The sequence below is a fragment of the Leclercia pneumoniae genome, assembly GCF_017348915.1.
Lineage (GTDB): Bacteria > Pseudomonadota > Gammaproteobacteria > Enterobacterales > Enterobacteriaceae > Enterobacter > Enterobacter pneumoniae.
Genome location: NZ_CP071383.1, coordinates 4,090,233 through 4,112,442 on the forward strand (window position 1 = coordinate 4,090,233; position 22,210 = coordinate 4,112,442).

The following is a 22,210-nucleotide window of genomic DNA, read 5'->3' on the forward strand; positions in this document are numbered from 1 at the left end:
TCCGGTATTTCTATGTCACTGAAGTGGAAAGGTTCCGTTCACTAAGGCATCTCTGCTTTTTGTCGGCCACTCTGCGGCCTGACCGGGGCACGGGTGTTGACTCCCCGCTGAAATCGGCGAACCGGAGACCGGATGACAAGGGCTGGACGCCATGGATGGCGGCCAGAGGCGAAGCGAGACAGGGATGTCGAGTTGAGCCGACCGCAGGCAGGAGGTCGGGAGGTGAGCGCAGTACGAAGCACCGATTTCGTTGCGGGGCCGCGGGGATTGACAAGGGGGACCCGGCGGTCCCCCTTGTCACGTTCACGGGTGGTGTAATGCCATATTCTGCTGAACATGAGGTGAACGGAACAATTCCACCGCACTTAACCGATCGGCATTACCACCGTTTATCTTTGCGCGAACGCCCACCTTACTGCGCCTGCGGAATATCCGTCACGTCCTGATGATCGCCAGAAACAACGGGAGCCGCACTCTGCGCAGGCACCATAATATTACTCCAGGTTTCTTGCAGCTCTTTCATGTTGTACTCAGGCTCGCCCTTCGGCTGCAGCAGAATCAGTGCCATATCCTGTGAAAGCTGCGAACGCAGATCCTGGTTCAGCATCTCCACCGTCAGGCCGCTCAGGAAGTCCTGGCGCAGTTTCTGATACTGCTCCGGCGCGATATCCACCACCTGGTTTTGCAGGGAGCGAATACGCTGACTGATCAGGATATCGGTATCTGTGCGCGCATAGGTGGCAAACAGCTTTTGCAGCTCAAGGCCCTTTTGCGCCACCAGCGCGTTAAACTCTTCTACCGGCAGCCCGTTGTCACGTACCTTCGCCAGCTCTTTCGCCACCACCGCCATATTCGCGTTCAGCTTATCGTTCGGCGACTCAACGTTAATGGCGCACTGTGCACGCTGGAACAGTACCCGGCAATCAAAGCCCAGACCGATATCTTTAGTGTTGTTCTTGCTAAGCGTCTGCTGAACATGCCAGAACAGCGCTTCACGGGCTAAATCTGCACGCCAGTAACGCAGCAGGGCTGCGGATTCCCGAATAGGCTGCCACGGGCCATCCCACATGATTGAGAGACGATCCTGACGCACTGTGTCGGTCATGATGCTGACAGGTTCGGCACGCAGCGGCGACAAGGTCGGCACTGGCGCCGGCGTATGGCGTTTACCTTTCAGTTCGCCGAAGGTTTTATTGATCTGCTCTACTACCGCACGGGCGTCGACGTTACCCACCACAATCAGGGTCATCGCATCCGGGGTGTACCAGTTCTGGTAGAAAGATTTAACCTGTTCAATATCAACCGGCTGCTTCAGCGGCTCCGCCGGATCGTGGCCGAGCAGCGTTGATCCCTTGAGGCGATAGCGCCACCAGCCCTCTTTGGTATCCGCCGGCCAGGTGGCAACCATGTCACTGTTGCTCAGCGCATAGTTAACGGTTTCAGGGGTAATGGAGACGTTGCCTGCGGTATCAGAGAGCCAGGTCAGCGCCTCTTTGAGCAAATCATTACGGTTGTTCGGCAAGCTGAGGTTAAACATGGTGTAGTCATAAGAGACCACGGCAGGCGGGAGTGGGCGTTTCGGGTCGATGCCCTGTTGCCACAGTGAACGCACCTGCACAGCCTGCAGGCTGCCGCTTTGGGTCAGCGCCAGCCGGGGGATAAAGTGGCTAAAGCCGGTCTGCTGCGTGCTTTCCGTCAGGGAGCCCGTATTTACCGAGAGGCGGATTTCAATCCGATCGCTGGGACGCTGAGGCGTCGAGAGGACCTGCCACTGGAAGCCGTTCGCCAGCGTCCCCTGTTGCCATGCAGGATCGGGCTGGAGCGCATCAGCGTGCACGTAACTGGCTGCTGCCATCATCAGCAAACCGCCGGTTAAGAGTCGAATTTTTGTGCCCTGCATGTGAACCCCTGATCAACATTCCTGGTTAAAAAGAGTGCTACACGCCCTGGAGCACTCTAAAGACGATATTCAAAACACTCCGATTAGACCGCGCGTTAAGCGAAACGTCACGGCATGAAGTGAAATATACCCGAAAAAAATCTTGTCGAATTATGACAGGTATGAGGGGCCATTATGCGCAGGAGCCCGCACTCCGACAAGGGAATGCGGGCCTGAGAGCAGATTTTAGGAGGATAAACCGTGCGTTTTGCCGTCTGGCGCACGATTATTGAGGGTATCGTCGAGCTTTTTATGATCCAGCTCTTTCACCCACTTCGCGACCACGATGGTCGCTACCCCGTTACCGACCAGGTTAGTCAGCGCACGAGCTTCAGACATAAAGCGGTCAATACCGAGGATCAGCGCCAGCCCCGCCACCGGCAGATGACCCACCGCTGAAATGGTTGCCGCCAGGACGATAAAGCCGCTGCCCGTCACCCCGGCCGCCCCTTTCGAAGAGAGCAGCAACACGACCAGCAGCGTGATTTGATGGAAAATATCCATGTGGCTGTTGGTCGCCTGAGCGATAAATACCGCGGCCATGGTCAGGTAAATCGAGGTGCCATCCAGGTTAAAAGAGTAGCCCGTCGGAATGACCAGCCCCACCACCGATTTGCGGCAGCCCAGCTTCTCCATTTTATCGAGCATACGTGGCAGCGCCGACTCGGATGAGGAGGTACCCAGCACGATGAGCAGCTCTTCGCGGATATAGCGGATGAACTTAAAGATATTGAAGCCGGTGGCCTTTGCAATACTCCCCAGCACCACCACTACAAACAGAATACAGGTGATATAGAAGCAGATAATCAGCTGGCCCAACTGTACCAGGGTGCCCACGCCATATTTACCGATGGTAAACGCCATCGCCCCGAAGGCCCCGATAGGTGCCAGACGCATAATCATATTGATAATGCCGAAGATGACCTGAGAGAAGCTTTCAATCACATTAAAAATCAGCTGCCCTTTGCTTCCCAGGCGATGCAACGCAAAGCCAAACATCACGGCAAACAGCAGTACCTGCAAAATGTTACCGCTGGCAAAAGCGCCAATGACGCTGCCGGGAATCACATCCAGAAGGAAGGCCACCACACCCTGATCTTTTGCCTGATCGGCGTAGACGGCGACCGCTTTGGCATCGAGCGTAGAGGGGTCTACGTTCATGCCGGCGCCGGGTTGCACCACGTTCACGATAATCAGGCCGATAATCAGCGCCAGGGTGCTGACCACCTCAAAATAGAGCAGCGCGACCGCGCCAGTGCGACCGACCGCCTTCATGCTTTCCATGCCCGCGATACCGGTCACCACGGTACAGAAGATAACCGGGGCGATAACCATCTTGATGAGCTTAACAAACGCATCGCCTAGCGGTTTCATCTGCGCGCCCAGTTCAGGGTAGTAATGGCCCAGCAGAATGCCGATAGCAATCGCAGTCAGCACCTGAAAGTAGAGACTTTTGAAGAGTGAGGTTTTCATATGATGTCCTTGGGAAGAAAAACCACAGGCACTATAGGGGTAATAATTACCTGCGGATTTAAAATACCACCCGGCTCTCAGGACAGATACAGACTCAGATCAGAAATGAAACACAAATGTTAAAAAGTTTGAGCTGGCTCGCACAAGCCAGCAACATTTTAATTCAACGCGGGGGTGTCATGGGGAGAAAGGTAATGCGCTTCAAAGAGATCGCGTGGAACGGCACGGGCGAAGAGATAACCCTGCCCATACTTCACGCCAGCCTCTGCCAGCCAGTCGCGCTGAGCCTCGGTTTCGACCCCTTCGGCAATCACGTCCAGCGTCAGGCTTTGCGCCATCTGAATAATGGCCTGCACCATACTGCTGTCGTCCGGTAAACCTTCCACAAAGGTCTTGTCGATCTTCAACACGTCCACCGGCAGCGTTTTCATATGCTGCAGCTGACGCAGCCCCGCATAGCCCATACCGAAATCATCAAGCGCGATACGTACCCCGGCATTGCGCAGCGGACGCAGAATCGCCACCGCTTCGTTCGGGTCGTCGATACGGCGACTTTCCGTTACCTCAAGAATCAGGGTATCAGGCTGGATTTGATAGCGATGAATCAACTCCAGCAGCTCTGAAACCATCGTCGGGTGCATCAATTGCAGCGCAGAGAGATTGACCGACAGCGGCAGGGTAATACCACGAGCCTGCCAGGCTGAGAGCAGCCGGCAAGACTCCTCCAGCACCCAGTGGCCCACCGTCACCATCAGCCCACAGTTTTCAATACGTTCGATTAACCCTTCCGGCAGCTCCCAGGAGCCGTCCGGCTGCTGCATACGCAGTAGCGCTTCGGCGCTTTTTACCCGGCCCGTACTCAATTCAACCTGCGGCTGCAGCCAGATGGCAAACTGATGATTATCCAGCGCGTTAAGGATATCGCTCTCTTCCGTCAGGCGCTGCTGCGCCTTTTCCATCTCTTCGGGTTCGAAGAACTGGATTTGGTTTTTACCCTTGCGACGCGCAGCAAAGGCGGCGGAGAAGGCCCGGCTGTAAAGTTGCTCGGCGCTCTGATCGCCGTAATACATGGCAATGCCAATGCTGGCGCTGGGGCGCAGCTGGATGCTCTGAACCGGCAACCGCTCGTTAATGACAGTGAGCACTTGCTGACCTAATGTGATGGCATGCCATGGCTCCTTCACGCCATGGGCGATAATCACGAAGTCGTACCCCGTGACCTGAGAGAGCACCATCCGCGGGGAAAGGACGGATTTCATCTTTTCCACCAGCGTGAGCAGCAACATCTCTCGCTGACTCTCTTTCAATACCCCGGCGGTGTCCTGCAAGGTTTCACAGGCCACGACCATCAACGCCGTCGTCTGCTGGCGGGCGACCGTCTGCTCCAGCAGACCCATCAGGAACGCTTTGTTCGGTAAATCCGATACCGGGAAGCGGGTCGCATTGCAGTTCATCTCGTCATACTGACGCAAAATCCGCTGTTGATTAATGTTGTAGCTGCGGACCAGCATGCCGATCTCGTCGTCATGATGCAGGCGCGGCAACGGCAGCTGGTGACCCACCTGATACTCTCCCGGTAGATCATTGAGTTCCCGGGCCAGACGGCGTAGCGGATGCACAATCAGTCGGTTAATACACCAGGTCAATGCCACCGTCAGCATCAGCGTCAACAGTAAGTAAGCAGTCACTAACGTTGATAGCCAGCTCATCACAAATTTAAACATGCGATAAGAGTCTGACTGGAGCACCAGATAAGCCAGCGGCTGCGGATTTGCCGGGCGTTCCAGCGAATAAATGGGGAGCGAGATTTGCACCGGCAGTTCGACCATTCGCATTACCATCATCGGCACCGGACGCTCAGGGATAAAGCGCATACGCAGCGCCTGGAACTGATTAGGCAACACCACATCCGCCCGGCTGACGACGCCGGCCGGCTGGATCCCTTTAAGGATGGTTTCTGCTTCCGGGATATCCCCTTTCAGGATGGCCGCAGAGAGCGGTTCACGAACCGAACGGGCAATGCTTTCAAGTTGCGTAGCCGTGTTGTAGCGATTCTGCTGAATGGAATGAACCAACAGAATGAGGCAAAAGATGAAAACAAACACCATAGTGACGGCGGAAACCATCGCCATTTGTTTGATAGTTAATGAACGGCTGACACGCAAAATGACTCTCCAGAGAACACGACACGCGGGGTAATCAGATATGACCCCGCTGCCGCCTGAGTATACCCCATCGCAATCGATTTAAGAGAGGCTAACAAAACGATTAAGGTTATTCTGGTTACCATTCCGCATAAGGCATAAGCGGCTGCGGTGGTATGTCCATGTCACCCTGCCAGCCTGCGGCGGAGTAGCGTACATACATCAGCGCATGGCTTGGGGTGTAATCCTTCGCCTCCTGAATATCGACCCCCAGCCCAACAAACCAGTTGGAGGTGACACGACGTTCAATAATAGCCCGGGCGGTATAACCGGTACCGCTGCTGCTGCTTCCCTCTTCCGGCTCACTGCGATCGCCGTATCTGCCCGGTTCAACCGGGATCAGGCTCTGAATCGGGTAGCGCTTACCGTCATTGCTTTTCGAGTGTGACCAGGAGACCGAGCCACCCAGCTCCCAGGACCAGTTCTCGGTACGCTTACGCCAGTTGATGGGCAGCGCGAAGGAGACATACTGTTGTGGGCTGTAGTAGCCGCCCTGTCCCAGCGTGTACTCGCTCAGGTCTTTATCGTAATGCCAGAGCATATTGCTGAGGCCGACGGTCAGGCGCTCGTTATTGGCATTGATGAGTTTGTAGTAGTAGCCGGTCATCCAGCGCACGCGCCAGTTGTCCGCCACGTTCTCGCCGGTCAGGGAATCGGCATTCAGACTAGACCAGATCCCATTCGCCTCACCCTTGTCATAGCTAACGCTGACCCCGCCCCCGGTGGAACGTACACCGCCCCAGGTTTTATGGGTATTGGGATCAACCTGTCCGGCAAAGGCCAGCATGGAGCTGGAGACCGGGCGACGGTGCGCGTTAACCGTATAGCCCAGCGGACCGATATCGCTGCTATAGCTGATACCGCCAACAACATCGACGACCTCGAAGCCCATCGGTGTGGTACCGATGTCCATCGCCCAGGTGCTGTTTTCCCAGCCCACCGCAACGCTGGCGCCATCCGCCGTCTGGCTGGTGTGACCATAGCATGGCGTACTGGCACAGGTGCCCCACTTCGGATTAAAAGATCCATTGCTTGCGGTAGAGAACGAGCCCGCGTCCATATTGACCATGTCCGTACGGAAGAACATTCGGCCGTCGGAAAGCGGTGCGTCGACGTGCAGCATGGTGGTATGGGCTTTAAGGTCAGAGTAGCCCCCCGTACCGCTGGAGCCCCAGTACTCGTGCTGCAGGGTGACGTTAATATCCTGCTGACGATAGAGATCGCCCGCGTCGCTACGTACGCCGCGCTTCAGCCAGTCATCGCGCTCATCATTGCGCGTCAGGCGGGTGAAAGTGTCGTTATCCACCGGACGGGTCGGGGTGATCCCCGAGGCCACCATCGTATCTTTGTAAGTCTCAAGCGCCGCCTTTGGCTGACCGTTCGCCGCCTGGAAACGGGCCGCGTCACGCAGTACCAGCGCACTCTCCATCGACGGCGGCTGCGATTTCGCCTGCGGAATGAGGCGGCTAAAGGTCTGTTGCGCCGTGTCGGTATTACCCAGCCCTGCCTGGGCCAGCGCGATACGACGCTGCATATTGATAGAAGGGGGCTCGCCCTGCGGCGTGGCAGGCAGCGTCGCCAGCGTGGCCTGGGCTGCAGACTTGTCGCCCGCGGCGATGTGCGCTTCCGTCAGGCCAAGTATCGCATCGGCATTTTGCGGCTCGCGTTTTAGCACCGTTTCATAGGCTGCTTTTGCCGCCGCCGTATCGCCGCGCTGCTGTGCCCAGTCGGCCAGGATCAGATCAATACGCGTCGAGGGTGGCTGCTGACGTAGCAACTCTTCCGCCTCCCGCTCCTTACCACTGTCACGCAGGCGGTTCGCGGTCTCCAGCACCTGGTTGCCCTGCAGACGATCGCCCAGTTCGCGGATGTTATCGTTCCACTGACTCTGGGGCAGCGTATTCAGGTGTGCCAGCGCGGCACGATCCTGATCGTTGCCCGAGAGATAAAGTCCGTAGGCGTAAACCTGCTCCGGATCGCCCGGCTTCTGCGAGGCCAGGTTGCGCATCAGCGTATCGGCCTGGCTTCGCTGACCGCTGCTGTAAAGATCGCGTGACAGCCGGTAAGTGATCCAGACATTGCCCGGATCCATCGCCAGTCGGCGGCGCTGGATCTCCGCCGCCTGAGCATAATTACCCTGATTTTCGAGCTGCTCGGCCTGCTGGGCCAGCTTCTCGTTGCTCAGGCTGCGTTCAATATCATCGATACTGCGGCGCTGGCTGGCAGAGAGCGATTGTATAAACTGGGTCGCTTTTTCCGGTGATTCGGCGCGATGGAGGTTGGCCAGTCCACGCACCGCGTTGCTGTTGCCGCTGTCCATGCGCAGCGCCTGACGGTAGTAGCGCTCGGCGCTGGCACTGTCTTTACGCGCCATGGCCGCATCCCCCAGCCCTAATATGGCATAGCTGTCGGTATTATCCGTGTTGCGCGCTTGCTGGTAATAGCGTTCGGCCTGGCCTGGGTTATTGGCTTTCAGCGCCGCGTCGCCCTGCTGGATCAGCAGCCAGTAGCGGTTAACCTTGAGCAAACTGTCCCACTTGTCGCGGTTTTCACTTTGCGGATCGAGCGCGATCGCTTTCTCGAACTGCGCCACCGCCCTGGCACGCTCGCCTTTCTGGGAGTAAGCCTGTCCGAGAGCGCCTACCGCTTCACTGTCCGCATGATTCGCGCTGACCGCCTGCTGCAACTCTGACACAGCCCGCTCGCCCTGACCCGCCTCAACGGCGGCCAGCCCCTGCGCCTTCGCACGGAACGCCGGGTCGGAAAGCTGTTGCTGCTGCTGCGCCAGTTGGGTACGCGCTAACTCCACGCTATCCCCTTCACTGAACACCTGCAGATAATCCTGTAAGGCTTTTACGCTGGCATCACTGACCGGCGTGTCTTTAATTTGTTGATACCAGATAGACGACGCGGCGTTACGCCCGCTGTTGGAGTTCGCCATCTGACGCAGCACGGCGAAGCCCTCATCACGACGCCCACTCTGAAAAAGAAGCTGGGCCAGTGAGTTCTGTAGCTGGCTATCGCCGGGGCGGCTGGCATTGATGCTCTTAAGCTGGTTGATCGCCTCATTGCGACGGGCAGGCACCTTCGCCACCAGCGTCCAGTACTCGGTGGCGATATCGCCATCCGGCGGGCTGCCAGCAAACAGCTTGTCGTAGGCGGCAATCCCTTCGGCGGTATGGCCGGTAGTGGCCAGCAGACGGGCCTGCTGCAGCGCCTGACGTCCGTCAGGGCTGGAGAGAGACATGCTACTGCGCGACGATTTATAAGCTTCTGAGGTTGGCGCCATCGTCTTCAGGCGGTCCAGCTCTTTTTGCGCGCCGGCGGTGTCGCCCTGGCGCAGCAAATAGCGGAAGCGTGCGGCCATCACGTTCGGGTTGTTCGGGTCAATCAGTTCGAGGCGATCCAGCGACTGGCGAACCAGGTCTTCGCGCTGCGTGGACTCGCCCAGCCGTACCTGCTCAAGCAGCTGTTTTTGCTGTGGGGAGTTCACCGCCTGCGCGGCCGGCAGTAAGGCCAGACCGAGCGATAAACTGAGTAAACTTATTGTGAACTTGCGCATTCCTGGCCCCAGTCAGGTAGTAATTCACCTTTCACGGTGAAACGAAAACGATGCTGATCCCAGCCTTGTCCAAAGAGGGTCAGTACGTAGCTGTAATAAGCGTCATCGCCAGGAAAGTTGTCTGCTACACGCTGACGCTGCGCGGCTTGTGCATCGCGATTTTGCAAGAAAGGCAGCAGCGCAGCGGAGAAGCCCACCGGGCCCTGTCCGGTCGGTTTACCCGTGGCGACATCCACTTTTTCCGGCGGTATCCCTTTTTTAGCGGTAAGGGTTGCCATCGGTTTCAGCCGTGCCAACAACCGCGCTTTTTGCGGATCGCTGTCGTGCATCATGCCCACCCACAGCCAGACGCGAATAGCGTCATAGCTGCTGACGAGCGTTTTCTCTGGCTTGAGCTGCCAGCCGCCGTTTTTTTGATAACGTACCCAGTCGGGTGAAAATCCTTTCGGCGCAGTTTCCAGGAGCAGGCGCAGGTTGGTCTCCCGCAGCGTGCTCCAGGGCGCGCCAAAGCGAGTAAAGTATTGTGCCAGTTGAGGCGGCAGATAACTTGGGTTGAAGCGCCACAGATTCTGTTCCGCAAAACCCACTTTGCCCGGCAGCAGCATGTAGCCCAGACCCGGCACCTTCACCACCTCTTTACGAACGATGAGCTTTAATAGCGCCCGCCCGGTATCGGTGTAAGTTTGCTCCTTCCACAGACGACCGGCCTCCAGCAGCGACCAGGCAATCCAGATATCAGCGTCCGAGGCGGAGTTGGGGTCGAGCACCTGCCAGCTGTCGGGGGCTTTTTTACCCCATAGCCAGGCAGGAAGCTGCGTATTTAGCGCGCCCTTCGCCAGGTTATCCTGCGTCCAGCGCAGGATTTGGTCGAAGGTTTTACGGTCATTAGCGGCCAGGGCAAAGAACAGCGCGTAGCTTTGCCCCTCCGACGTGGTAATGCTACGGGCATCGCTGGGATCGATAACCCGTCCATCTTCGCTGATATAAGCCTGTTTGAACCGATCCCAGACCGGCCAGCTGCAGGCGGCCTGAAGATTCCACGCGGTCAGCATAAACAGCGCCAACAAACCGTAGCGAAACCCCTTCATCACGGTTTACTCATGATCCGGATCGAGACGACGACGGCTGAAGATGCGCAGCAGACGCCACAACACCCAGGCCAGCAGCACGACGCTTATCGCGGCGAAGATCGCCAGCAACACCGGATGGTTTGACAGGGCATACCAGACGCGCTCAAACCACGGCAGATGACCGACGTAGTAAATATCCCCCACGCGCAGGCTATTGACGCCAGACTCACGGATGATCGATACCGAGCCAAACATCGCCGCACGTTTGCCGCTGTCGTTCATGGCCTGGTTCAGCAGTTCATAGCCGCGCGGGCTGTCTGCCAGCAGGGCAATCACGCTGCGTTGGTCGTTATACGGCGACTGGAACCCCACAACAGCGGCCATTGGGCCGGTGGAAGAGACTTCCGCGCGGGCATTAGCCTGACGGTCACTCTCATCCGGCATAATGCTCGGTAAAGAACTTTCGCGCAGCGGGGTGTTCACCCAGGCTTCTGTCGCCTGCACCAGCAGATCAACCCGCTTGTCATCTTTTAACGCATCCGGAATCGCCCCAACCAGCAGGATATCGGCATCTTTACCCTGTAGCTGGCTGGCATCGCTGGTTAGCGTGAAGTTCAGCGCCGGGAACCCGGTTTGCGCACCGACGGAGCCCATGGCATCCAGCAGCGTCGTCAGTTGGCCTTCGTTCGGATCTTTCGGCGTTACCATGATCGATTCCGAGAGGTCAGCCATACGGCTGAACGGGAAGCTGGCGTTGGCGAATGCGCGCAGATCCGGCATGGCAAGGAAGTGGTAATACTTCGAGAAGTCGATGGTGGAGTCATCGCCAATGACCATATGGTTCTGTACTGGCTGGAAGGTAATACAGTTTTCAACCGTACCACCCGGCATCGGGTTCATGTACTGGAAATCAAAGCGCAGCTGGTTTACCGCACCCAGCTTCAGCGCCGGAATCGAAACATCCGTTTTACCGTCCAGCAGCCCTTGCAGAACCGGCAGACGCAGCAGAAGACGATTCGCATCCTGCGTACTGGTCAGCGCGAAGGATTGCAGGAACTGGTTGTTCAGGCTGATATCCATCCGCGAACTGTCTTTCACCGGCGGCGCGGTGTAGCGGTAGTTCAGATTCATGTCGATGCCGTTGCTGCGCAGCAGATAGAGATCCGGCGGCAGATTTAACGACAGGCTAATGGATGAGGGCTGCAAACCGGTGGCCTGCAGCTGCTCTTCATAGGTTTTCAGTTCGCCAAAGGTGACCGCACGATCGGTACGCACCCAGTTTGGCGCATCGTATGGCTTACGCGGCAGCAGCGGTTTCACATCGTTAATCACCACGCTATTACCACGGAACAGCACGTTGCCTTGCGCCAGCCCTTTCGCCGCCTGCAGCAGGTCTTTGTCATCACGACCCATTACCACCAGCAGCTTCACGTACGGGTTGTTCGGATGGCTCATCATCTCGATGGTCGGCGCTTTCACCTCAGTATGATCGCGCAGGAACGCCGGACGGCTAGCGTTCGTGGCGAAGACGATCGCGTTGGTGTCTGGCAGTTTGTCATAGATGACCGGGAAACTTTGGCCGCGCCAGCCGCTGCGAGAGCCGAACCAGGAGGCGACAATCGATGCCGCTTTTTGCTGTTCGATTTCCGGCGCACCGGCAAAGACCATCGGTAAGTTCAGCGGGCGATTGTCGCGCGGGTCAAAGAACGGCACCGGGAAGCGCGAAAGATCGTTAGCCACCGCCAGCGACTGATAGGTCAGATCCAGCGAGCTACTACGCCCCACGTCCATCCACAGCGTACTGCTGGCCGGGTTTTCACAGACGTCACGATAGTGGCCAACAAATTCCAGCCGCACGCGGTTGAAGTCACTGATAAACAGCGGGTTGATCGGCAACTGCGCCAGGGTTTTCTTGCCTAGCTGCTCTTTGGTCACCGGCAGGACGCCCATCAGTTCATCGTTCAGATAAACCTTCAGCTGTGACTGTACCGGCAACAGCGAGGGAGAGGGGGTGTATTCAAGGTTCAACAATGCTTTAGAAACGACTTCGTCGCTGCGCATGCCGAACTCGATACCGCCGTTCGGGTTAATACCGCGCAACACCATGCTACCCGGCGGTGGCGCGATCTGAGCAAAGGAGAGCTTCACATCGCGTGACGGTGCGCTGTCGGCGACAATCGGCGCATCGGCACCCTGCACGCCAGGCATGACCCGGCCTACTGGCGCGTCCGACGGCGGTAGCGTCTGGCCCGTTGTCGGTTGATTCGGGATCACCGCTTCCGTTTGCCCCGGCGCGGCGGTGGCTGCCGGCTCAGCGGGGGCTGCGACAACAGGTACCGTTGGCGCAGGAGTCGTCTCCGGTGCCGCCGAGACCATAAAGGAGGGGAGCGCACTCATCCCGACCGCCACTGCACTAATCCATGATAGTTTTCTTTTCATCGCATTATCATCGTTGTTGAGCCATAACCGGGTCTGCTTGCTGTACCGCCTCGCCACGCTCAGGACGGCGAGGAACAAACGACACAACCCAGGAAACCAGCGAAGTAATTGACCGGAAAATCACTTTCACGGACGATGGAGCAAATTCGGCAAGGTGGCGATAGCCACGGAAACCCAGTTTCAGAATATCCAGCAGGCTCTCCAGCGGTTTATCTTCCGGGAAGCTGTCCTGCCAGAGCGCCCAGGTATCGGCACGGGCGAAGGTACACTGCACAAAATCGATATGCTGCTTTTTCGTCAGCGGCATCAACTGCAGACCCACTTCGTTGCCCAGTACGCGCACCACCTGGGTTGGGAAAACATACTCTTGCTGGCCACGCTTAAGCAGAAGATTAGCCTTCTGCCCTTCCAGCACCTGCGCCTGGCCGTGGATCTTGATGCCCAGGCCGCCGTCAGAGAAGTCGTGTACGGTACAGGAGAAGAGGTGACCGTCTTCCCGGGCGATAGCAGCCGGCATGGCGATTTCGACGCGATGGGCGCGACGCACTTGCTTACTTTCCACCGAAACCGCCACCGCGCCGCCGAGAATGATCAGGTTGTAGAAGACCCACGCCATACTCACAAACACGGTCAGCACTTCGTTCTCAGGCCCGGTGTAATAGCGCCAGACACCGGCGATGATACCGACAATGTTAAGCAGCACCAGGAAGATGTAAGGCCGGGAGATCACCCAGTCCACATACTCCTCTTCCACCAGCCCGCCTTTCGCCGTAACGTTGAATTTCCCTTTATGCGGGTTGATCAGTGCCACCATGGTTGGCGGGGCGATATACCAGGCGAGTACGGTTTCGTAGATTTCACTCCAGAACGAGTGGCGATACTTGCCCTGAATGCGCGAGTTGGTCAGGCTGGCGTGAATCATGTGCGGCAGTACAAACAGCGCGATCATGATCGCCGGGGCGTAAATGATGTAGGCATGCAGCAGCAGGAAGGCCAGCGGCGCCGTCAGGAAGATAAGGCGCGGGATCCCGGATAAGAAGTGGAACATGGCGTTTAAATAGCAAAGACGCTGCCCCCACTTAAGCCCTTTGCCAAACAACGGGTTATCAAGACGGAAGATCTGTACCATGCCGCGCGCCCAGCGAATACGCTGACCGATATGCGCAGAGAGCGACTCTGTCGCCAGCCCGGCAGCCTGCGGAATACGCATATAGGCGGAGGTGTAACCCCGACGGTGCAAGCGCAGGGAGGTGTGCGCATCTTCGGTTACCGTTTCTACCGCGATGCCGCCAATTTCATCCAGCGGTTTACGGCGAATTACCGCACACGAGCCGCAGAAGAAGGTGGCATCCCACATGTCGTTACCGTCTTGCACCAGCCCGTAAAACAGCGTGCCCTCATTCGGCGTCTTGCGGAACCGGCCAAGGTTGCGCTCGAACGGATCGGGTGAGAAGAAGTGGTGCGGCGTCTGCATCATCGCCAGTTTGGTATCCTTCAGGAACCAGCCCATGGTCATCTGCAGGAATGAGCGTGTGGGGACATGGTCGCAGTCGAAAATCGAAACAAATTCGCCTTTGGCATACTTAAGCGCGTTATTGATGTTGCCCGCTTTCGCATGTTCGTGGGTGGTACGGGCGATATAATTCACCCCTACGCTGTCGGCAAACTGTTTGAACTCTTCGCGCCCGCCATCATCCAGGATCCAGATCTGGAGCTTGTCTTTCGGCCAGTCGATACCCAGCGATGCGTAAATGGTGTTTTTCACCACGCTCAAATCTTCGTTATAGGTCGGCACAAAGATATCGACGCTCGGCCAGACGCGGGTATCTTTTGGCAGCGGTACCGGCTGACGGTTTAGTGGCCAGATTACCTGGAAATAGCCCAGCACCAGTACCACCCAGGCATAGGTTTCAGCAAACAGCAGGATCAGGCCGCACACCAGACTGACCGGGTCGTTCCAGTTGAGGGTGGAGGTGTAACGCCACCAGATGTAACGGCAGGAGACGGTCAGCGACAGCACAATCAGCATTAACGCAGAGAAGCGCCCAGGAATGCGGCGCACCAGCAACGCTACGCCCCATAGCAGTATCAGGAAGATAAACTGCGCCATCGGGTTAAAGGGCTGGGTAATGCAAACCAGCGCCAAAATCAGCGAGAAGAAGACCACCACACCGAGAATAAAGCGACGCAGCCGCGGGTGCAGATGTCCCAGCTCCTTTTGGGAATCAAGATGGCTGGTATTGTTATGCAGGCGAGTGGGTAGATGGTCCAGCCACTGGTGATAACGCCCGCGCAGGGTTTTAAAGCGCGACATGCTGCCCCAGCGCGACGACGCTTTCTCTTTGCGTCCCGAGGTCGCCAGCAACCAGATGGCCTGAAGGGCATAACGCGCCGGGTCCAGCGGACGCGGACGGTCAGGGTCGATATGCGGATACAGTTCATTATGCCGGGCACGAATACGCTGCCAGCGCGGGTGTTCAAGGGGAATAAAGAGCCAGGCCAAAATCATCCACAAACAGCCCAGAGCAGCACTGAAGGGAGAGGCGCCGTGCAGACGGTAATTACGGTAACGCTCGCTCAGACGCGCTCGTACCGGCGGAATAAGCAGTAAGGCGCCCAGGCGATTCATGGGGTGCTCCCGGTGGCGATTTTGTCACCGTTAAAGTTCAGCAGACACCAGTTCGCCAGGATCATCATCTCTTCGGCGGCCAGCGAGTCGCTACGGTATTCCCCGAGCGGCTGCTTCGACGCCATGCACTCAACCATCGCTTCATCGCGATGCAGCACCATCGGCAGCAGACGACGCTGGCTCTGCAGCCACACCTGGTAGAGATCGTCCTGCAGCTGGCTGCCGATGCGCAGGTCGTTGATCAGAATACGTGCGCCGACTGGCAAAGATTGCTGGTGCAGGCGGATATGGCAGTTAGTGTCTGGCTTGACGATAGCCAGCGTGTGATCGCAAAGCTCCACCAGCGCGCGCGTCAGCGGCGAGTGGCCATGAGGCAAGTCGATCAAAATCCATTGATAATGGCTACGCGCTTTTAAAGTCTGTAATGCAGTGGTGAACTGCCCCAGCGTCTCATACAGGCTATATTCATTTTCCCGTTCGCTGTCGGTCAGTTGACCGAAAGGCAGCACGTCCAGCTGCGACGTGTAGCGTTGCCCGGCATCACGCCAGTCCGTACCATCCAGCAGTGCTCTACCCCAACCGCCGGTATGGCTGAAATCGACATTAAACGACATGCGCAACAAATTATCGGCGCAGGCGTCTACCACCAGCACCGATTCACCTAATAACTGTAATGACCAGCCAAGCGCCGCCGTAATTGATGTGGTACCCACACCACCGCGCACGCCTTGCAATCCAACTATGGCCATTCACGGCTCCCTTATTTTTGTTGAGCAAATTCGGCCAATAACGGCCAGCGTCGAATCGCTGCAGCCAATTGTTCACGTTGCGAAATATCGGTGTAGTCAATTTCTGGCAATGAAAAAGCCTGGCTGAGTGCCAGAAAGTCATTTTGAAAGGTGTATCCGAGGCCGGAGTCCAGCGTCGTATTTACGGGTTCATTGTTAGACATTCACGTCTCATCCCATTGAGGAAATTCTAATGCTCAGATGTAGCCAGGCGTCCTGCCAGAGAAATTTCATTTACATGCTAAATCTGAGGTTCTTTAATTTCAATGTTAGGTTTATTTCTTCGCTTTCGCTAGTAAACTGAATACAGACAAATTAGTGGCAAAGAGGGACATCGTGAACCCCATTTTTTCTATTGGCATCCAGTCATTATGGGATGAATTGCGGCATATGCCAGCAGGCGGTGTCTGGTGGATCAACACCGATCGCGACGAAGACGCAATACATCTCCTTAATCAAACAGTTTCTGCTCAGGATGCGCGCGCCAAAGTCGCGGTTATTACGATGGGCGACGATCCTAAATCGATTGTCAGGCTGGAGGAAAATGGCGGCCCGGATACGGTTCGTCTATTTTCCATGCCGGAAACAGAGAAGGGTCTCTACTTTTTGCCGCGTGACATCCAGTGCAACCTCGATCCCGATCACTATTTAATTGTCCTTAAATGTACAAATAACGCCTGGTTAAATATTCCGGTTGATAAATTGCGCGGCTGGCTGGAAAAAATGAATAAATGGGCGCGCTTTTACAATTGTACCCTTTTGGTTCTGAGTCCGGGTACGAATAATGACAAGCAATTCTCATTATTAATGGGGGAATACCGTTCGCTGTTCGGCCTTGCCTGTCTGCGCTATCAAACCGACATTCATCTTTACGATGTTGCGTTCTGGTGCAATGAAAAAGGGGTCAGTGCTCGTCAGCAATTAACGCTTTCCCGTCAGGGTAATGCCTGGCACCTTACGCAGCAGGAAGAGGCGGTAGTGCAGCCTCGCAGCGATGAGAAACGGATCCTCAGTAACGTCTCGGTACTGGAAGGCGCACCGCCGCTGTCAGAACACTGGTCGTTATTTGAGAACAACGAAGCGTTATTCAACGAAGCCCGCTCCACCCAGGCGGCAACCATCATCTTTTCGCTGACTCAGAACAACCAAATTGATGCCATTGCGCGGCAGATCCACACGCTACGCCGCCAACGTGGTAGCGCTCTGAAAATCGTAGTGCGTGAAAATCTCACCAGCCTGCGCGCCACCGATGAGCGCCTTCTGCTGGGCTGCGGTGCGAATATGGTTATTCCGTGGAATGCCCCGCTCTCCCGTTGCCTGACGCTTATCGAAAGTATTCAGGGCCAGCAGTTCAGCCGCCACGTGCCGGAAGATATTTCAACACTGCTCTCCATGACCCAGCCTATGAAGCTATGCGGCTTCCAGAAATGGGATACCTTCTGCGACGCGGTAGGCAATATGATGAGCAACACGCTGCTGCCTGCTGATAATAAAGGGGTGATGGTGGCGCTGCGTCCGGTTCCAGGCATTCGCGTCGAGCAGGCGCTGACGTTGTGCCGTCCAAATCGTACCGGGGATATCATGACCATCGGTGATAACCGGCTGGTCCTGTTCTTATCATTCTGCCGGATAAACGATCTTGATACCGCCCTGAACCATATCTTCCCGCTGCCTACCGGCGATATCTTCTCTAACCGGGTGGTCTGGTTTGAAGATAACCAGATCGCCGCGGAGATTATGCAGATGCGCGCCGTTAAACCTGAACAGTGGAACAAACCGCTGCCGCTGGAGACCGATATCAAACCGATCCTTAACGCCACGCACGATGGTCATGCCTGGCGGCGCATTCCGCATCCGCTACGCTTACTGGATGATGCCGTGGAGAACCCATCATGATGAACGTCAGCGATATCATCCAGCTCGTGGTGCTCTGTGCGCTCATCTTCTTCCCGCTAGGGTATTACACGCGCCATTATTCACGACGGATCCGTGATGCAGCGCGAATTGTTTTTAGTAAGCCTCGCTATGTTAAACCCGCCGGTACGCTGAACAGAGCGTCGCAACAGGGCAAACCGAAAAAATGACAAATTCTTCTTATACGACTTCGGCGCCTTCGCCGCTCTGGCAGTACTGGCGCGGCCTTTCTGGCTGGAACTTTTACTTTTTGGTGAAGTTCGCTCTGCTATGGGCGGGATACCTGAATTTCCATCCCCTGCCGAACCTGGTCTTTATGGCCTTCCTGCTGATGCCGATCCCGAAGTATCGTCTGCATCGCCTGCGCCACTGGGTGGCGATCCCCATCGGCTTCGCCCTCTTCTGGCATGACACCTGGCTGCCGGGTCCACAGAGTATTATGAGCCAGGGTTCTCAGGTTGCAGGCTTTAGCGCTGACTATATGCTCGACCTGGTGACACGTTTTATTAACCTGCAGATGATTGGCGCGCTGTTTGTGCTGTTTATCGCATGGCTGTTCTTGTCACAGTGGATCCGCGTTACGGTGTTTGTTGTCGCCATCATGATCTGGCTGAACGTGCTGACCATTGCCGGCCCAGCCCTTACCCTGTGGCCAGGCGGCCAACCCACTACCACCGTCACCACCGACGGCGCTTCGGTAGCCCCAACGGTAGCGGCAGCAGGTAACACCGCCGTGGTGGGTGATATACCGGCTCAGACGGCACCGCCGACGACGGCCAATCTTAATGCCTGGCTGTCTACGTTCTATAATGCCGAAGAAAAACGCCAGACCAAATTCCCGGACGCACTGCCAGCCGATGCCCAGCCGTTTGAACTGCTGGTTATCAATATCTGCTCCCTGTCGTGGGCAGATGTGGAAGCCGCAGGGCTAATGTCGCATCCGTTGTGGTCGCACTTTGATATCCAGTTCAAGGATTTCAACTCCGCCACCTCTTACAGCGGCCCGGCGGCCATTCGTCTGCTGCGTGCCAGCTGCGGTCAGCCGTCGCATAAAAATCTCTACCAGCCAGCCGGTAACCAGTGCTATCTGTTCGATAATCTGGAGAAACTGGGCTTCACGCAGCACCTGATGCTGGGTCACAACGGCGTGTTCGGTGGATTCCTGAAAGAAGTGCAGGAAAACGGCGGCATGCACGCGCCGCTGATGGATCAGAAAGGGCTGCCGGTGACCTTGCTGGGCTTCGACGGTTCGCCAGTGTATGACGACACCGCGGTGCTTGAGCGCTGGATGCAGACCATTGAGAAAGACCAGAACCCGCGCAGTGCGACTTTCTATAACACCCTGCCGCTGCATGATGGGAACCACTTCCCTGGTGTGAGCAAAGTGGCGGATTACAAGCTGCGTGCCCAGAAATTGTTTGACGAACTGGATGCCTTCTTCACCCAACTGGAGAAGTCCGGGCGCAAAGTGATGGTGGTAGTGGTACCCGAGCACGGCGGTGCGCTGAAGGGCGATAAGATGCAGGTTTCTGGCCTGCGCGATATCCCGAGCCCCTCAATTACTAACGTGCCGGCCGGGGTGAAATTCTTCGGTATGAAAGCCCCACATCAGGGTGGAGCGATTGAGATCACCCAGCCTACAAGCTACCTGGCCATCTCTGAACTGGTAGCCCGCGCGGTGGACGGCAAAATCTTCGTTGAAGATAACGTTAACTGGGATCAGTACATCAAGGATCTGCCGCAAACGGCAAAAGTGTCTGAAAACGCCAATGCGGTGGTCATTCAGTATCAGAACAAGCCGTATGTCCGTCTGAATGCCGGCGACTGGGTGCCTTACCCGCAGTAATCTACGGCTTCCCCTCTCTTACGAGAGAGGGGAAGTGCATTGCCTTACTACTCCGCGCTACGAAGCGAGATTTCGCCGCCCATCCAGGGTTTGATCACCCCATCCTGTTCAAGCAGCAGTGCCCCCTGTGCATCGATACCGCGGGAGGTGCCAAACACCTCTTTATCGCCAATAATCAATTTCACCGGTCGATTAATAAAGTTATCCAGCTTTTCCCAGCGCGCCAGGAACGGTGTCAAACCATCCTGTTCAAAGCTGAGCAGCGATGTCCGCAACTCTTTGATCATCTGCACCGCCAGGGTATTGCGATCAATATTTACCCCCGCCTCATGCAGGTTGATCCAGCCCTGATTTACCACATCGCTCTGTACCGTACGCATAATCATGTTAATACCAGCGCCAATCACGATGTGGGCCGCATCGCCGGTTTTGGCGGTCATTTCCACCAAAATACCTGCCAGTTTGCGATCGTTCAGGTAGAGATCGTTTGGCCATTTAACACGCACTTTATCTGCGCCCAGCGACTGCAGAACCTCGGCCATCACGATACCGATGACCAGACTTAGTCCCATGGCGGCAGCCGGTCCTTGCTCCAGACGCCAGTACATAGAGAGATAGAGATTAGCGCCAAAGGGTGAAAACCATTTACGCCCGCGACGACCGCGGCCCGCCTGCTGGTATTCGGCCACACAGCTATCGCCAGAGTTCAGCTCGCCAATTCTGTCCAGCAGATATTGGTTAGTGGAGTCGATGACCGGCAGCACGGCAACCTTCCCCTCCTCTAACTGACCCTGGATGAGATTCTGATCCAGTAACTGGATGGGCTCCGGCAGGCTATAGCCTTTCCCCGGGACAGTGAAGACATCCACGCCCCAGTCGCGTAAGGTCTGAACATGCTTGTTAATCGCCGCCCGGCTCATACCCAGGCGCTCGCCAAGTTGCTCGCCAGAGTGAAAATCGCCATCGGCCAGAATAGAGATTAACGTCAAGGGAATCGTATTGTCTTTCACGCGATCGTCTCCACCGCATTTACTTCGCCGTGGGCGCCAATGAAGCGAACTTCAGGCTCCAGCCAGACGTTAAATTTTTCGCCAACGCGCAGACGAACCTGATGTGCCAGTTGCACAACATCGTCGCTGGTCGCTCTGTTTTCGTTGATCAATACCAGTGCCTGCTGGCGATGGACTGCGGCTCCGCCGTAAGTGGTACCCTTAAGCTGACATTGATCGATCAGCCAGCCCGCGGCCAGCTTCACGCTACCATCCGCCTGGGGATAGTGCGGTGCAGCGGGCCACTGTGCGAGCAGTGCGTTTGCCACCTCAGCGGTGACCACCGGATTTTTGAAGAAGCTACCGGCATTGCCCTGCTGTTTAGGATCGGGAAGTTTGCTCATCCGCATATGACAAACCGCATCAAAAATTTGCCGCGGGGTGACGGTCGCAGGATCGAGACGGGTTAAGTCGCCGTAAGAGAGTACCGGCTGCCAGTGTTTCGTCAGCTGAAGTCCCACCGCCACGATCACAAACTTGTCCTGATACTCATGTTTGAAAATACTGTCACGGTAACCAAAGCGACACTGCTCTGCGGTTAAACGCAGCGCTTTCCCGGTCGCCAGTTCAATGCAGTCCACGTATTCGCAGACATGCTTAAGCTCGATGCCATAAGCACCGATATTCTGAATAGGAGATGAACCCGCACAGCCAGGGATCAGGGCCAGATTTTCCAGACCAGCCATGCCGTTATCAAGGGTAAATTGCACCAGATTGTGCCAGTTTTCGCCGGCGCCCACGTGCAGACGCCAACGCTCTGGCGTCTCTTCAACGTCAATCCCGGAAATGCGATTAATAATTACCGTGCCTGAATAATCTTCCAGGAACAGTACGTTACTGCCTTCGCCCAGAATGAGAACAGGTTGATTTTGTTGCGTTGCGTGCTTCCATGCCGCCAGCAGTTGTTGAGAGTCAGTGGCCTGCACGATCTGTAAGGCATTTCGGTCAATACCGAAGGTATTCCAGGGCTTAAGGGAGTGATTCATAGAGGCTATCCAGATGCAAAAACCGGGATAGTTTACCGTATATGCGATGGGTTAGGGGGATATCTTTGTGTGCAGGTTCGTAGATGCAAAAACGCAAAAAGCCCATCCTTCCGGATGGGCTCTTCACTTATTTGATGCCTGGCAGTTCCCTACTCTCGCATGGGGAGACCCCACACTACCATCGGCGCTACGGCGTTTCACTTCTGAGTTCGGCATGGGGTCAGGTGGGACCACCGCGCTAAAGCCGCCAGGCAAATTCTGTTAAATCTGTATCACAGCTGAAAATTGTCTCTGTCTCTTCGCCGAAACAG

Annotated in this window: 14 protein-coding genes and 1 rRNA gene; 3 read left to right on the plus strand and 12 right to left on the minus strand. The window is 56.3% G+C overall.

The features are described from left to right. Nucleotides 1–412: 412 nt before the first annotated feature. The 9 genes from JZ655_RS19910 to bcsR all read right to left on the minus strand — a co-directional run bounded on the left by JZ655_RS19910 (nt 413) and on the right by bcsR (nt 16,268). The gene (locus JZ655_RS19910) at nt 413–1,900 is read right to left on the minus strand and encodes a M16 family metallopeptidase (RefSeq protein WP_040078172.1); all 1,488 of its coding nucleotides are present in this window, start codon (nt 1,898–1,900) and stop codon (nt 413–415) included. Between the two features lie 225 nt (nt 1,901–2,125). Continuing rightward, entirely contained in the window at nt 2,126–3,412 is a 1,287-nt protein-coding gene (gene dctA, locus JZ655_RS19915) for a C4-dicarboxylate transporter DctC (RefSeq protein WP_046886823.1), read from the minus strand. Between the two features lie 158 nt (nt 3,413–3,570). Further along, nucleotides 3,571–5,577 carry a biofilm formation regulator HmsP gene (gene hmsP / locus JZ655_RS19920; RefSeq protein ID WP_207292577.1) on the minus strand — a complete coding sequence of 669 codons (2,007 nt, stop codon included), beginning with the start codon at nt 5,575–5,577 and terminating at the stop codon, nt 3,571–3,573. A 118-nt stretch (nt 5,578–5,695) separates the two neighbouring features. Further along, entirely contained in the window at nt 5,696–9,178 is a 3,483-nt protein-coding gene (bcsC, locus tag JZ655_RS19925) for a cellulose synthase complex outer membrane protein BcsC (protein ID WP_207292578.1), read from the minus strand. Further along, nucleotides 9,160–10,266 (minus strand): cellulose synthase complex periplasmic endoglucanase BcsZ, encoded by a 1,107-nt coding sequence (bcsZ, locus tag JZ655_RS19930; RefSeq protein WP_207293888.1) that lies wholly within the window; start codon nt 10,264–10,266, stop codon nt 9,160–9,162. The genes bcsC and bcsZ overlap by 19 nt, the downstream gene beginning before the upstream one ends. Before the next feature lie 6 nt (nt 10,267–10,272). Further along, the gene (bcsB, locus tag JZ655_RS19935; RefSeq protein WP_207292579.1) at nt 10,273–12,687 is read right to left on the minus strand and encodes a cellulose biosynthesis cyclic di-GMP-binding regulatory protein BcsB; all 2,415 of its coding nucleotides are present in this window, start codon (nt 12,685–12,687) and stop codon (nt 10,273–10,275) included. 7 nt (nt 12,688–12,694) lie between these two features. Continuing rightward, nucleotides 12,695–15,316 carry a UDP-forming cellulose synthase catalytic subunit gene (gene bcsA / locus JZ655_RS19940; protein WP_207292580.1) on the minus strand — a complete coding sequence of 874 codons (2,622 nt, stop codon included), beginning with the start codon at nt 15,314–15,316 and terminating at the stop codon, nt 12,695–12,697. Then, entirely contained in the window at nt 15,313–16,065 is a 753-nt protein-coding gene (bcsQ, locus tag JZ655_RS19945) for a cellulose biosynthesis protein BcsQ (RefSeq protein ID WP_046886828.1), read from the minus strand. Before bcsQ ends, bcsA begins: the two co-directional genes overlap by 4 nt. An 11-nt stretch (nt 16,066–16,076) precedes the next feature. Next, the gene (gene bcsR / locus JZ655_RS19950; protein WP_040078162.1) at nt 16,077–16,268 is read right to left on the minus strand and encodes a cellulose biosynthesis protein BcsR; all 192 of its coding nucleotides are present in this window, start codon (nt 16,266–16,268) and stop codon (nt 16,077–16,079) included. Nucleotides 16,269–16,440: 172 nt separating this feature from the next. On the opposite strand from bcsR, the gene bcsE reads away from it, so the two are divergent. Genes bcsE through bcsG form a run of 3 tightly spaced genes read left to right on the plus strand, consistent with a single transcriptional unit; the run spans nt 16,441 to nt 19,864 of the window. Further along, the gene (bcsE, locus tag JZ655_RS19955) at nt 16,441–18,000 is read left to right on the plus strand and encodes a cellulose biosynthesis c-di-GMP-binding protein BcsE (protein ID WP_207292581.1); all 1,560 of its coding nucleotides are present in this window, start codon (nt 16,441–16,443) and stop codon (nt 17,998–18,000) included. Next, entirely contained in the window at nt 17,997–18,188 is a 192-nt protein-coding gene (gene bcsF, locus JZ655_RS19960) for a cellulose biosynthesis protein BcsF (protein WP_040078159.1), read from the plus strand. The genes bcsE and bcsF overlap by 4 nt, the downstream gene beginning before the upstream one ends. Next, nucleotides 18,185–19,864, plus strand: a complete 1,680-nt coding sequence (gene bcsG, locus JZ655_RS19965) for a cellulose biosynthesis protein BcsG (protein ID WP_046886830.1) — start codon at nt 18,185–18,187, stop codon at nt 19,862–19,864. Before bcsF ends, bcsG begins: the two co-directional genes overlap by 4 nt. A 47-nt stretch (nt 19,865–19,911) precedes the next feature. Here bcsG and birA read toward each other — a convergent pair whose 3' ends face one another. From birA to rrf, 3 genes are all read right to left on the minus strand, one after another. Continuing rightward, nucleotides 19,912–20,874 carry a bifunctional biotin--[acetyl-CoA-carboxylase] ligase/biotin operon repressor BirA gene (gene birA / locus JZ655_RS19970; RefSeq protein WP_207292582.1) on the minus strand — a complete coding sequence of 321 codons (963 nt, stop codon included), beginning with the start codon at nt 20,872–20,874 and terminating at the stop codon, nt 19,912–19,914. After that, the gene (gene murB / locus JZ655_RS19975; protein ID WP_207292583.1) at nt 20,871–21,899 is read right to left on the minus strand and encodes a UDP-N-acetylmuramate dehydrogenase; all 1,029 of its coding nucleotides are present in this window, start codon (nt 21,897–21,899) and stop codon (nt 20,871–20,873) included. The genes birA and murB overlap by 4 nt, the downstream gene beginning before the upstream one ends. 136 nt (nt 21,900–22,035) lie before the next feature. After that, a 5S ribosomal RNA gene (rrf, locus tag JZ655_RS19980) occupies nt 22,036–22,151 on the minus strand. Nucleotides 22,152–22,210 lie beyond the last annotated feature (59 nt).